Raw genomic sequence first — 299 nt, forward strand, 5'->3', positions numbered from 1 at the left:
AAATGACCCATCATTACTTGAAAATTCAACATATACGTTATTGATATCCATTTCTTCTGGAAGTGAAATATTCGTTTTTCTACCTGGAAGAATATAGTCCACACCACCACAGTCATCCTTACTAGAACAAATTTTAGCCTCTAAGAACTTATTTGATTTATTAGATATCTCAATCTTGTCTTTTACTTTGCTTACTTCCGGGTACCCTTGCGGCTCGTTGCTTGTTTCAAAGATCGAAAGGATGCCGTAACCATAGTTAATAGCTACAGTATTCTGGATAGTATTTACAGAAGTAGGAG

At 35.5% G+C, this 299-nt stretch carries 1 pseudogene; it reads right to left on the reverse strand.

From position 1 onward, the window contains the following. Positions 1-299: pseudogene (locus AB4486_RS25380) on the reverse strand (hypothetical protein); the annotation flags it as partial.

It is taken from the genome of Vibrio sp. 10N.222.55.C6 (genome assembly GCF_041473395.1).
Classification (GTDB): domain Bacteria; phylum Pseudomonadota; class Gammaproteobacteria; order Enterobacterales; family Vibrionaceae; genus Vibrio; species Vibrio crassostreae_C.